Raw genomic sequence first — 11774 nt, forward strand, 5'->3', positions numbered from 1 at the left:
TATAAAGCTCTGATATTATATAATGGATTCAGTGGAGCGAATCGCTTCGCTGATATTGAAATCTGGAAAGCGGCTGGCTTTTCAGAGAGAGTTCGTGTTGCACACCGTCCGGTTTTGAATGACGTTTGCGCCGTGTCTTTCCGCACGCTGGAGTTTGTTAACTCCCGTCTTCTAAATTCCGATGGTAACAAGCGCCTTTCGTGTTACAGACGCGTTCGCGTTGGCAGCGAGTTGAACTATCTGGATCGGCGAGGTTGCGCCGCAACGGCGAAACCTGAACCACTGGAAAGGGCAAGTGGATGGACAAGAGCCCTGATGCATTCAGGACGATCAGTGAAGTAGCGGATGATCTTGATCTTCCGCAGCATGTGCTGCGTTTCTGGGAAACGCGCTTTACCCAGATCAAGCCTATGAAGCGGGGCGGCGGTCGCCGATATTACCGGCCGCTCGATGTCGAATTGCTCAAGGGCATTCGCCATCTGCTCTATGATCAGGGCTATACGATCAAGGGTGTGCAGCGTCTTCTTCGCGAAAACAATGCACAGTTTATCATCGCGCTTGGCAATGGCGACGTTCAGGCGATTGAGGCGATTACGCGCCAGAAGCAGGCTGCCGCCGATAAGCGCGCTGCCGAAGAGGCGGCTGACAATGAAATGGCTCTGCCGAGCGGCATCAAGGCGCCGCAACCGGCGCGCAAGCTCTTTGGTCTCTTGAAGGGCGAGGAGGATGGCCCCATCGGAGCTGATGGAAAGCGGCCTTCAAAGGACAACCGCTCGCTTCTGCAGGAGGCGTTGTTCGATCTTCTCGAATGCAAGCGTCTTCTCGATCAGGTGCGCTGATCGATTTCGGACCGCATGAAAAAGGGAGGCTTTCGCCTCCCTTTGCTTTTGTACGCGGATTGAATCAGCTGGACGAGAGTTTCAATCCGATGATGCCGGCGAGGATCAGTGTCACGCTTGCAACGCGGAAGAAGGTTGCAGCTTCACCGAGAATGAATATGCCCACCAGAAACGCACCAACTGCCCCGATGCCGGTCCAGATTGCATAGGCTGTTCCAAGCGGCAGGCTGCGCATGGCGATGGAAAGCAGAATGAAACTGCCGATCATCGTCACGATGGTGATGGCGCTCGGTGTCAGAAGGGAAAAGCCTTCCGACTTTTTCATGAAATATGCCCAGATGACCTCAAGAATTCCGGCCAGTCCCAGATAAATCCATGCCATTCTAATGCTCCCTCACAAGGGTTCTGAACGGGCCGTCCCGTTCGTTGAAGAAGCGGGAAGGCCGTCCTTCCCGCGAAGTCACTGCGCACGGCGCTCTAATCAGTGTGATGGATGCAGTGCATCATTGAGATACATGCAGGTCAGCATAGTAAATACGTAAGCCTGAATAACTGCCATCAGCAATTCGAGTGCGGTCAGCGCGACGGTCATTGCAAGCGGCAGTACAGCGGTTGGCATGCCAAGCGTTCCGAGACTGCCCAGCCCGATAACAAACCCCGCAAAGACTTTCAGCGTAATGTGCCCTGCAAGCATGACGGCGAACAGACGAACCGAATGACTGACCGGACGCGAGATATAGGACATGATCTCGATCGGCACGATGATCGGCGCCAGCACAGCCGGTACGCCCGCAGGCATGAACAGTCGGAAGAACCTGAACCCGTGTCGAACGAGACCGTAGATCGTGACCGTCAGGAAGACCAGCATCGCAAGCGCGAACGTTACGATGATGTGGCTTGTCACGGTGAAGGCATAGGGGAACATGCCGATCAAATTGGCAAACAGGATGAACAGAAACAACGAGAAGACGAGGGGGAAGAAAGCCATACCCTTTTCCCCGGCGTTCTCGCGCAATGTCTTCGACACGAATTCGTAGAGGATCTCGGCTAAGGACTGCCAGCGCCCCGGCACAACGGTGCCCCTGCGGGACGACAGGAACATGAACGCAGCCGCGCCCAGCACCGTCAGCACCATGAAGAGTGCCGAATTGGTGAAAGCAACCGGCTGGCCGCCGATTTCGCCAAGTTCAACGATGGGCTTGATTGCGAATTGTTCGATCGGCCCTGCCATAGGACACCCTCCTATGGGGCCGTCCCCGATGCGAACACTGGCGCGGGTCGTCCCGCGCGGCCCTGTAAATAGTGATTCTTGAACGGAGAGGCAAGAGGGTGTCGCCCATATCGCGCCAACAGAAACTTGATCGCGTATCCCATGGATCAGGGAGCTTTTTCGGGTATCCTGTCGTTCTTATCCATAGATTATGCCGGGAGATCGATTGATGACCATCTCAAGACGTAATTTCATTGTTACAGCATCTGCTGCCGGGGCCGGATTGGCTTTATCGCCTTTGGAGCTCAACAAGGCGGCAGCCGAAACAGGCAGTCCTAAAGTGCTAACCCCTTCACAGGTAGAAAATCCGGGCTTCCATCGCTTTCAGTTTGGTGATTTCGAGATCACCACGCTTTCCGATGGGCGCCGAGCAGGCGAAGCGCCCGAAAAGACATATGCGGTCGATCAGGACCCGAAAGTGGTTGCCGCACTTCTTGAGGAAAATCTTCTGCCCGCCGACCGCTTCGTCAACAGCTTCACGCCAGTGCTCATCAATACAGGTAAGGAGCTTGTCCTGTTTGACACCGGCATGGGAGCAGGTGCTCGCGGAGCGGGATTGGGCAAACTGGCCAGTGCTCTTGAAGCTTCGGGCTACAAGACGGACGATGTGTCTCTGGTCGTATTGAGCCATTTCCACCCTGATCATATTGGTGGACTGATGGAAGACGGCAAGCCAGCCTTCGCCAATGCGCGCTACGTCACCGGACAGAAAGAATTCGACTTCTGGACCGATCCCGCGCGGCTCGACAGCCCCGCCAAGACCGTTGCTGAAATGGTGGCCAAAAACGTCAAGCCTCTCGCGGAGAAGATGACGTTCCTGGGCGATGATAGCGAAGTCATTTCCGGTATTCATTCGGTGGCAGCTTATGGCCACACGCCGGGTCATCTGGCTTTCAGGGTCGAAACGGGCGGCAAGTCGTTGATGTTGGTCTCGGATACGGCGAACCATTTCGTCATTACGTTGCAGCGGCCCGAATGGCACGTTTCCTTCGATATCGATAAGGATGCTGCCGTCCAGACCCGCAAGCGCATGTTTGACATGATCGCCACCGACAGGCTTCCTTTCATCGGTTATCATATGCCGTTTCCGGCACTGGCCTATCTCAAGCGGGAAGGCGAGGGCTATCGCTACGTTGCGGAAACCTATCAGCTGCGTGAGAAATAGATTGAGGCGGTTTAGTACTAACGCCCACCGGCAACGTCGATGAATGTTCCGGTTACATAGGCGGGGGCGTCGTTGAGCAGCCAGAAAATGGCTTCCGCGACTTCCTCTGCCTTGCCGGCGCGTCCAATAGGTGTACCGGCGCCCAACCTCGCCGCGCGATCCGGATTGCCGCCACTGGCATGGATGTCGGTATCGATCAGGCCTGGACGCACGGCATTGACGCGAATGCCTTTCGGCGCCAGCTCTTTCGACAGGCCAGTGGTCAGCGTATCAAGTGCGCCTTTCGCTCCGGCATAATCTACATATTCAAACGGCGATCCAAGTCGCGATGCCATCGATGACACGATGACGATGGCACTGTCAGGCTGCAAGCGCCGGGCTGCTTCGCGGGCGCTTAGATAGGTGCCGTAAACATTCACGTCGAACATCATTTTCAGACGATCAGCACTCATATCCGCAAGCGGCATGGTCTGAGCAACGATACCGGCATTCAGGACAACGCCTTTCAGCGGACCAAGATCGGCCTCCGCCTTGTCGAACATGGCGATCACGTCTTGTTCTCTGGATATGTCGCCTTGGATCGCAAGCGCCTTCGCACCAAGCTTCGCTGCTTCGGCCACCGTTTGCTGCGCAGCCTGTTCGTTCCCCGCATAGTTCAGAGCCACAGACCAGCCTTGCGCTGCGCTGCGCAGAACGGTAGCGCGACCAATGCCGCGACTGCCACCAGTGATCAGGGCGTTCTTCATACTCTCCTCCATGCAATTCATGGCAGAGCTAATCCGATTTGCACGTTGTGTGCAAAGGAAAGATCGTATGAAAATAAAGGTTTGGGGAAGAAAAATGGTCGGAGCGGCGGGATTCGAACTTTATACGGAGTCGAACTGTATAAAGTGATTAGAAAGCTAAGCTTTCCTTATATCTGCGCTACGTTCAATCACCCTCTTTTCAGCATCGTCACAAGAGAATTGGAAATTCTAGGCGGCATCGCCGCTTGGAATTTTGAATTCTCGCGTGGCGATCAAAGTTTGCGCTGACTCTTACTTGAAAAGTGCTTCCTCTCGTGAAATCCGAATTTGCACTACGAGTTCATCTAACGATCTGCAGCAGTTATTTGGGAATTGGTATTGCCGTGCAAGCACTCGACTTATTGCAACCCCATTTTGTTCTGAGAAGTATAGTTTATTGTTAGTTTGTTAGATTAACAATTTGTTTTTCTGATAGTTTAACATATTGAAATAATTGTATATTTTTAATTTTATACTTGATTTATTTCTTTTCGCATTCATGATCCTGTTACTTATTCCGGTATCGCTGCAACAGGTAATTGCAGTGAGAAATGACAATTGCAGCTTGTATGCAGATATTGAATCCACTCGAATTGCTAGAAGAAGAGAGGAGCAACACATGTCAGAACCAATCTCTATTCACGTTTGTGATGTCCGTGTAGTTAAAGCACGTCGGGATGGTCACGATGTTGCTGGCCCTTTACCTCAGCCACAGACGATTACTCCAACTGGGCTTCAGATGCTTTTCACAAACGATTGGCATCCCATCATGCCTGCCAACCTTTTTTCAATGCAGAGAATCTATAAGCCGATGAAGAGTGCTCGTTGGCAAAACACTCAAAAAGCAATCGCTCACGATTTGGCACAATGGTGGCGTTTTGTTTTAGTCAATAATCTGGAATGGGACGCCATTAGTGCTGAAGATGTTTCAGAGTACGGGTATTTGATGGCAGAATCAGTTTCGCCATTCACCCATCGACAATACAGCACAAGTACAGTTAGTCGCCGATTAGCTAGTATCCAAAATTTTTACTCTTGGGCGTGGCAAACAGGAATGCTGTCGGAGAATCCTCAAGAGGGATGTCAAGATAGTATATCGAGATTTCCGATTGGCCCGAAATCAGCGCTTTTGCCACATCTTGGTACCGCCAGTATTGTTCAACGAAAACGGAGAGGTCCACGAGGGCGGGATCCTGAAGATAATCCTAGACCGCTTAAGGTAAATGAACTTCGTGGTGTTCTGAATAGGTTGGGTCCCCGAATATTCGGTTCTGATGGTGCAGTATTGCCATGGAAAGTCGGGGATCCATCCAAGAGAAATCGTTTAATGGCTGAAATCGCCTATCACACAGGGATGCGGGTAGATGAAATCGCCAGCATCTCTACATCGGACGTTCTTAATCAAGCAAGAAAACTGAGTTCGACCGACAAGTGGCAGCAATTTGTTCTTACGGTTCGAACAAAGGGGCGAGCAACGCGAAAAGTGGTTGTTTCCTCAGTCGTGCTAAGAGCGTTGGTGACGTACCACGACACGGAACGGTATGAGGCAATTCTTTGTGCAAAAAAGCATAACCTGGACCATCTCGCTTTTAAAGAGCCGACACAACTATTCGTCAACGGGGTTTGTGCAAATTTTCGAGATGTTGGTAAACCGGTAAGTGCCGAGACGCCGTCGAGAGCATTTACCAAAGCTGTGTTGGCTGAAGGGTTAATTATTAGAAGCTCAGGCTTTAAGTTGGACCCTGAAAGCGGAGACAAACTACTCGACTCAGACGGCAGGCCTGTCACATTCTTAATAAACCTTGCCGCACACACCTTTCACGACCTTCGGCATACGTTCGCCGTTATGTTTTACAAATCAGAAGTTTTGCGGGGCAACAGTGAGCCTTGGGAGAAGCTGAGGCAACTCTTAGGTCACTCGATCGCAGAAACGACACGCAAAATATACTTAAAGTATATCGATACGGAAGAAGCAGCAATCTCTGATATTACCGCTCACTATGCCAGGATGGGCTTGTATGGCGTTCGGTGATAAAAGAAAGACAAACGGTGTACCAAGGCATCTCACGCAGCGTCCTTCAAAGGTGTTCTCAAATGTTCACGCCCTTCAAACGAATGAAGAATTTGGCGTTATTTCAAGGGCTGGGATGCTCAAGGTACGTTTTCATAATGGACCAAATGACACGGTTGGGGAAATAGATCTCAGTGATTGGGTCTCTTTCGGGGATATTGGTTTAGGTATCGCTGACTACTTGGCCGATTGGGGGCGTGGTCAAGCACATACCACTCGTATTTCGTTCAAGAAGAGCCTTACAAAGTTTAGAATTTTCCTTAGTTCGCTTGATCTCGAAAGTACCGGGTCTCGGTTGAGCGTAGCCGAATTCCCCAACAACGTTCTGCTAATGTTTGGAAACTGGCTGAATGGCAATCGGGAAATAGAACATGATCCTTCAAAACAACTAACGAAGTCGGTGAAAGCGAAGCATTACAATAAGATTAGAAATATTTTTTTGTACTGGGCCAGATCTGAACGTTATAAAGCGCTCTTGCCTAGCTCAGTTCTAACAAGCAAAAATCTTTGGCCAGGTGCACATCATCAGATTATCGCGACCAATATACTAGACCCAATATCCTGTTCAAAAATCCGTGCGGCCGCGATAAATGAAATCGTTGCCGATATAGCGCTTCGCGAGACAACGCTCAACGTACTTAATGACAATACTATATCGTTACCAGATATCCGTTCGCGGAGTGTCGTTCCGTTCAAAGAAATGGGTATCAAGCTAAACTTGTTGGTTAAGATTTTTGATGCAAGTTATACCAAAATAGATCCGAAGGTTTATCCTGGATTTAGTCGGTCTCTAAGGCAACCTTACGGTACAATCCGTGAAGTAATGGACCGTTTACATTTTTCAGTCCGCCACCTCGTTCCATATATCGTTCTGTTAGGTTTTGAAACACTTTTCAACGCGGAGGGATTACTTGGTTTAACTTGGGCGCAGATCGGTGAACATCCTATTTTTGGTGAGGACCGACTACAGATACGGGTGCCAAAGAACAGGTCGAAATTAGGCGGTAAAGTGATCGGGCCGAACCGCCAGGTGAGATCTTATAGCACCAAGTTGACAGCTTTGGAATCCGTCCCAAATCTTTTAAAGCTTCTGGAACGCTTCACACGATTGACCCGTAATCTGGTGGAGCCGCGAGATGTGGACAAAGTATTCATTTTCTATGCTCATGGAAACAATAAGAAAGATATAAATAAGCATCGAGCGTTCAGGATTACAAATAATTCGACGTCATCAGCTGATTCTCTATGGAGAAATGCATTACAATCATTCATTGACGATAATGAATTGCCACATTTTACTCTAAGAACTTTACGTGCGAGTGGCGGTGACTTTGTTCATAAGGTTACGGGCGATATGAAGTCGCAGCAACTGGCTTTGGGTCACGCAAACCTTGATGTTACAGCTAAACATTATCGAGGAACAGCAGCAAAGAAGCGGGATGAGGAAGCGCTCTCCAATGCGATGGCTTGGCGGGACCGCTATATCTTTACATACGGTAAGTCAGATTCGAGAAACGGCTTGCTAATGGAAGGAGGACAGAGTGCGGCAACGCCTGGGTTTGGATGTGTTGATCCTTTTAATTCCCCGGTTAGGCACCAGCAATCGGGAAAACTGTGTACGGCTTTCGGTGCCTGCGCCTCGTGTCCACTCGCATACATCGATAGTGAAAGTCCCCGGGCCTATGCACGTTTGATTCAATTCAAAAATCGTCTTGACGAAGCTCGTATCGCACTTGAACCGGTCCGCTATCTCGAGAATTGGGCACACCAGTTAAATTCTCTTCAGAAGTATTGGCTGCCGAAATTTACTGAGGCAGTAAGAAATGGAGATAATCCAGCATTACCTCCTTTCCCAGAATTGGAGTGAACGGATGAAAATCTCACACGCAATAGTTGATGAAAAGAATAAATCACCTTTGAAATTGCCTTTCTTTAAAGATTTATTTGTCTCAAAGAAAAGTCGTTGGGTAGAAACTATATGGTATTTTGATGCTACTACAGCCGGATGTAGAGACGTTGCTCTACACTGGAAGTTGCCTCTTGCAGAAAGGGGATTTCTGACGGATCAAGAGAACAGAGAGCTATTGGAGCAAGCGAAATGCTTATTCTGGTCAATAATAAAATATAATCAGAGAGGTAAAAATCCTAAAGTTGCCACATATCCCAATCTTTTTAGCGCAATAAATTATCTGATAAGGTGGATGGCAGAAAATGGTATAAGTAAATTCTCGGAGCTTAATCCGACCGTATGCGCTGATTATTTGGATGATATTTCTGATGTTGAACAAAGAAAATGCAGATCAGCCAAAAGCAGCTTAGCGGGTTATGTGGATATACTTTGTCGAGTATATGAACAGTCTGTTCTTTTTTCGAAAACCCCAGATTTAGTAATGCTGCATCACCCTTTTGGCGGGAGAACTGCTAATGAAGCGGTGATGAATATTTCTGGGCGCTATGGTGATCGAGGGTTCATACCGCCGGTGCCAGATCCTATTTTTCTAGGTAGTATGAATGTAACTTTACAATGGTTAGATATTCGATCCGTTGATGTTATTGAATTGCAAGAGATCCATCTGAGAAAAAGAGCGGATGTTGCACATTTAGCATCCAACTCCTACAGTTTTCATATAAACAAGGAGCTATCGAAGTATGAGTTCGATTGGCCTTATGCTCCTCACGAAAGCTGGTCACGAACTCTCTCGAAAAATACAGCTATAGATGAGCTTCGAGATTTATTTGGAAAAGTCAGAGATGCGGCGATAATAGCCATTCAGGGAATGCTCGGGCTCAGAATTAGTGAGATTTGCGGAATTCTCGCTGGCGATATGAAAGAAGGGGCCCTTTGGCCGAGTTGTGTCAACACATCTCCTTCTATAAGTGGGCTGACCGAACTCTTCCATTTGCGCGGACGGGTATTTAAGCAGCAAGATGAGTTTGTAGATGCTACTTGGCTCGCTGGTTCTCGGCCTATGGGGTCGAAATATATCCCACCAGCAGTTAGAGCCATCACAGTATTATGGAGACTTTTCCAACCTTGGCGAGACTTGGCTAATCGTAAGGAGCTGCTTGTTTCATTAAAAAACGGTCGGGGTTTCCCACGAAATGCAGATTCGATTGATCGGGTCTTAGAGCGTTTCCCTTTCAAGTTGGATCATATCCGCACGAGTTGAAGTAATTCTGAGCCTCTTGCGGTTCGATGAGTTCAACCATCTGACCGATGCGATCCCAAAGCCCATTGACTGTTCTCTCGGCAGCCTTTCGTAAAAGCGCCTTCAGCTTGGAGAAGGCCTTTTCGATCGGGTTGAAGTCTGGACTGTAAGGTGGAAGGAACATCATTGTCGCGCCGACCGCCTCGATCAATTCTCTTGCTGCCGGTCGTTTGTGGCTGGACAGATTATCGAGGATGACAATATCACCTGGTTTCAATGTTGGAACCAACACCTGAGCGACATACGCCTCGAACCAATCACCGTTGATGGGGCCGTCGATGACAAGTGGCGCGACCATTCCCGTATTGCGCAGCCCCGCAACCAACGTGGTCGTTTTGCGATGGCCGTGAGGAAAACCCATTCGCAACCGCTCACCCTTGCGGCACCGCCCATGACTACGGGCCATATTGGTCGCTGTCCAGGTCTCATCGATGAACACGAGCCGCTCTGGATCGAGATCAAGTTGCTCCTCGAACCAGCATTGCCGCTTTTCCAGAACGTCTGGACGGCTTTGCTCTACAGCATGGCCAGTCTTTTTTTACGCGTTTGTTCGTGCCGGACAAGAAAGCGGTGCAGTGCCGACTTGCTGATTATGATGCCTTGGGCGGCCAAATCACTGCGAAGTTCGAAGAGAGTACCGTCCCTGTGTTCGGCGAGCCAGATCATGATCTGATCAGCATGAGCTTCTGTCTTGTGAGAATTGCGGTCGCCGCCCAGTGGACCGGGTCGAACATTTCCCTGCTGGAGTTGAAGGTTACGCCAACGGCTAACGCTGGCTGCGCTTACACCGAAACGCTCAGCAGCCTCTCGATGCGATGCACCGCCATCAACGGCAGCAACTACACGTATTCGAAGATCAATGGAAAGGGCTCGCGACATATCTGCCGACCTCCATCGGCAGATAGCTTGAATCAGAAAGTAACTGATTTGCAAAGCCTGCTGATTCAATCAGGCAGGGAAACGCTCTAAGTGGACATCTGCGTGCTTCTCAGAACCGGTGGATCAAAGAGAATGTAGAAATTCCTCCCGAATTACGGTCGTGGCGGGTATCGACGCATCAATGGCGTAAGAGTTTCGCTAATTATATGGTTCGCACAGACGCTCGTTTGATCCACGGTGTGCGCGACCATTTTAAGCATATGTCGATTGCAATGACAGAGCGGGGTTATTTGGGTACAGATCCTGAGATGCTCGGGCTTATTGATGATGAAGCCACCCATGCAGCCTCAAAGTTCATAATTGATGTCGTGAACGGTCGTCCAGCGGCCGGAAACATGACTGAAAAAATCTATGAAAGGCGGGATGTAATTGAACAATTAATTGGTACTGATGGTACCGAAGACGAGCGTATCTCAAGACTAGCGCGTTTGCTGAAGGAGGATGACGTCCGTGTCTGGCCGTCACCATGGGGAAATTGCTTATTTCTTTGTGAACGCGCCCGTTGCCACTACGCGGCAAAAGGGAGCTTCGACCTCAGTGCACGACATCCTCATTACGGCGAGAGACGGCCAGGAGTGTGTTGTGAGTGTGCAAATTTCCTGGTTTTCTCCGATAATCTCGATTTCTGGCACGCGAGATATAAAAGAAATTTGGTCGTGTACGAAGCGAATAGAAATGCCGGTGAGTTCGCAGCCTCCGCAGTGGCTGCGAAAGCGGTCCTCACTTCGATGGTAATCCTTCAAAGGTTCGGCGTCGAAGCGAACGGGACTTTCGATGAAGTCGGAATGGGGATCCACAATGAGAATCACTAAGAAAGTAAAGGAACAAAAGTCTGATGCCGAGATTGCATTAATGCAGGCTCTTAATCGGATAAAAAGTGGTAACCCGAGAGATGACCGAAATGTTGCGCTTGCAAACCGGGGCTGTTTGCGCGTTACTATTACTACAGTTGCGCGCGAAGCAGGTAGAAGCAGAACATTAATCGGCTCCGCAAATTGCCGGTTTCCCGAAGTTCGGGAAGCAGTATTGGCGGCAATGAACAAGGGTCTTTTGGACGAGCGTCCACCATCAGCTGCAGAACTCGTCAAACTTCTTCGTGAGGATAAGGTAATCCTTGAGCGTCATGTTAGCGTTCTGGCTACACGCTTGCACGATGCATCGTTACACGTTTGGGAGCTGGAAAAGCGCTGCGAACGGCTGGAACATGAGCTCGCCCAAGCATGTGTGAAGTTGGGTAAAAGGAACTCGTTGTCCGAAGTGAAACTCTAGATAAACCGTTCACGTGATTTCGTTAGAGTTCCTAAATCATTCCCCTTCTTAATAATCAATGATCATTCGCGCCCAGTTGCGAGAATGATCATGAGGCCCTTTGCTCGGCGCTAATAAGATTTGCTATTTTCATTTATCTGTTGCTTGGGTTGCGAACAGGAAGGCTCTTTGCGCCTTACTAAGCCCGAATAAATGATGGAAGATGGCGTCCAGTTTGCGTGATCGAA

At 49.5% G+C, this 11774-nt stretch carries 11 protein-coding genes; 7 read left to right on the forward strand and 4 right to left on the reverse strand.

The annotated features are described in order from the left end of the window. Positions 1-299 precede the first annotated feature (299 nt). On the forward strand, positions 300-839 hold the full coding sequence (locus ABDF71_RS06095; RefSeq protein WP_010661103.1) for a MerR family transcriptional regulator: 540 nt from the start codon (positions 300-302) through the stop codon (positions 837-839). Between the two features lie 64 nt (positions 840-903). Here the strand turns inward: ABDF71_RS06095 and sugE are convergent, their stop codons facing one another. Together sugE and ABDF71_RS06105 are read right to left on the reverse strand one after the other, a co-directional pair. Continuing rightward, on the reverse strand, positions 904-1221 hold the full coding sequence (gene sugE / locus ABDF71_RS06100; RefSeq protein WP_010661104.1) for a quaternary ammonium compound efflux SMR transporter SugE: 318 nt from the start codon (positions 1219-1221) through the stop codon (positions 904-906). 99 nt (positions 1222-1320) lie between these two features. Beyond that, positions 1321-2070, reverse strand: a complete 750-nt coding sequence (locus ABDF71_RS06105; protein WP_500061328.1) for a F0F1 ATP synthase subunit A — start codon at positions 2068-2070, stop codon at positions 1321-1323. Positions 2071-2278: 208 nt separating this feature from the next. Between ABDF71_RS06105 and ABDF71_RS06110 the strand changes: the two genes are divergently transcribed. After that, positions 2279-3274, forward strand: a complete 996-nt coding sequence (locus tag ABDF71_RS06110) for an MBL fold metallo-hydrolase (RefSeq protein ID WP_010661106.1) — start codon at positions 2279-2281, stop codon at positions 3272-3274. A gap of 17 nt (positions 3275-3291) precedes the next feature. Here ABDF71_RS06110 and ABDF71_RS06115 read toward each other — a convergent pair whose 3' ends face one another. Further along, positions 3292-4020: an SDR family oxidoreductase gene (locus tag ABDF71_RS06115; RefSeq protein ID WP_036588479.1), complete on the reverse strand. Its 729-nt coding sequence runs from the start codon at positions 4018-4020 to the stop codon at positions 3292-3294. 658 nt (positions 4021-4678) lie between these two features. On the opposite strand from ABDF71_RS06115, the gene ABDF71_RS06120 reads away from it, so the two are divergent. The 3 genes from ABDF71_RS06120 to ABDF71_RS06130 are packed head-to-tail and all read left to right on the forward strand — an operon-like array spanning position 4679 to position 9300. Next, positions 4679-6091 (forward strand): tyrosine-type recombinase/integrase, encoded by a 1413-nt coding sequence (locus ABDF71_RS06120; RefSeq protein WP_182520224.1) that lies wholly within the window; start codon positions 4679-4681, stop codon positions 6089-6091. Beyond that, positions 6078-7997, forward strand: a complete 1920-nt coding sequence (locus tag ABDF71_RS06125) for a hypothetical protein (protein ID WP_182520225.1) — start codon at positions 6078-6080, stop codon at positions 7995-7997. The genes ABDF71_RS06120 and ABDF71_RS06125 overlap by 14 nt, the downstream gene beginning before the upstream one ends. Positions 7998-8001: 4 nt before the next feature. Next, on the forward strand, positions 8002-9300 hold the full coding sequence (locus tag ABDF71_RS06130) for a hypothetical protein (RefSeq protein ID WP_500061331.1): 1299 nt from the start codon (positions 8002-8004) through the stop codon (positions 9298-9300). Here the strand turns inward: ABDF71_RS06130 and ABDF71_RS06135 are convergent. Continuing rightward, positions 9272-10218, reverse strand: a protein-coding gene (locus tag ABDF71_RS06135) for an IS630 family transposase (RefSeq protein ID WP_011982578.1) whose coding sequence is annotated in 2 segments (ribosomal slippage) — positions 9272-9879 and positions 9879-10218 — 948 coding nt in all. Because the reading frame shifts where the segments join, the coding sequence is not laid out codon by codon here. The genes ABDF71_RS06130 and ABDF71_RS06135 overlap by 29 nt on opposite strands. Before the next feature lie 206 nt (positions 10219-10424). Between ABDF71_RS06135 and ABDF71_RS06140 the strand changes: the two genes are divergently transcribed. Together ABDF71_RS06140 and ABDF71_RS06145 are read left to right on the forward strand one after the other, a co-directional pair. After that, positions 10425-11090 carry a hypothetical protein gene (locus tag ABDF71_RS06140; protein WP_500061333.1) on the forward strand — a complete coding sequence of 222 codons (666 nt, stop codon included), beginning with the start codon at positions 10425-10427 and terminating at the stop codon, positions 11088-11090. Next, positions 11077-11547, forward strand: coding sequence for a hypothetical protein (locus ABDF71_RS06145; protein ID WP_182520227.1), 471 nt, complete (start codon positions 11077-11079; stop codon positions 11545-11547). Before ABDF71_RS06140 ends, ABDF71_RS06145 begins: the two co-directional genes overlap by 14 nt. Positions 11548-11774 lie beyond the last annotated feature (227 nt).

Source organism: Ochrobactrum sp. WV_118_8, from assembly GCF_039631535.1.
In the GTDB taxonomy this organism is placed as follows: Bacteria; Pseudomonadota; Alphaproteobacteria; order Rhizobiales; family Rhizobiaceae; genus Brucella; species Brucella anthropi.

Excerpts from the sequence above, each read along its gene's own strand:
- ABDF71_RS06130 (WP_500061331.1), top strand. The coding sequence starts at position 8,002 with ATGAAAATCTCACACGCAATAGTTGATGAAAAGAATAAATCACCTTTG.
- ABDF71_RS06145 (WP_182520227.1), top strand. The coding sequence starts at position 11,077 with ATGAGAATCACTAAGAAAGTAAAGGAACAAAAGTCTGATGCCGAGATT.
- ABDF71_RS06110 (WP_010661106.1), top strand. The coding sequence starts at position 2,279 with ATGACCATCTCAAGACGTAATTTCATTGTTACAGCATCTGCTGCCGGG.
- ABDF71_RS06095 (WP_010661103.1), top strand. The coding sequence starts at position 300 with ATGGACAAGAGCCCTGATGCATTCAGGACGATCAGTGAAGTAGCGGAT.
- sugE (WP_010661104.1), bottom strand. The coding sequence starts at position 1,221 with ATGGCATGGATTTATCTGGGACTGGCCGGAATTCTTGAGGTCATCTGG.
- ABDF71_RS06125 (WP_182520225.1), top strand. The coding sequence starts at position 6,078 with ATGGCGTTCGGTGATAAAAGAAAGACAAACGGTGTACCAAGGCATCTC.
- ABDF71_RS06120 (WP_182520224.1), top strand. The coding sequence starts at position 4,679 with ATGTCAGAACCAATCTCTATTCACGTTTGTGATGTCCGTGTAGTTAAA.
- ABDF71_RS06115 (WP_036588479.1), bottom strand. The coding sequence starts at position 4,020 with ATGAAGAACGCCCTGATCACTGGTGGCAGTCGCGGCATTGGTCGCGCT.
- ABDF71_RS06140 (WP_500061333.1), top strand. The coding sequence starts at position 10,425 with ATGGTTCGCACAGACGCTCGTTTGATCCACGGTGTGCGCGACCATTTT.
- ABDF71_RS06105 (WP_500061328.1), bottom strand. The coding sequence starts at position 2,070 with ATGGCAGGGCCGATCGAACAATTCGCAATCAAGCCCATCGTTGAACTT.